The 220-nt window shown below is 56.4% G+C and carries 1 tRNA gene; it reads right to left on the reverse strand.

Annotated elements, in window-relative coordinates:
• Positions 1-31: 31 nt before the first annotated feature.
• A tRNA-Glu gene (locus WFO64_RS22480) sits at positions 32-106 on the reverse strand.
• Between the last annotated feature and the right edge of the window lie 114 nt (positions 107-220).

Consider the following 220-nt stretch of genomic DNA (forward strand, 5'->3'; position numbering starts at 1 on the left):
GGGCGACACCTTTCACCTGTCACCAAGCAGGTGGCGTCCCCTAGGGGATTCGAACCCCTGTTGCCGCCGTGAAAGGGCGGAGTCCTAACCGCTAGACGAAGGGGACACAAAAGTGTCACGACTTCGCAGCCGTCCTGCTCATTACTTTTTATCAGACAATCTGTGTGGACACTGCGCCGGAAGGTATCTTCAGGTAAGGAGGTGATCCAACCGCAGGTTC

It is taken from the genome of Pantoea sp. AS142, assembly GCF_037152305.1.
Lineage (GTDB): Bacteria > Pseudomonadota > Gammaproteobacteria > Enterobacterales > Enterobacteriaceae > Pantoea.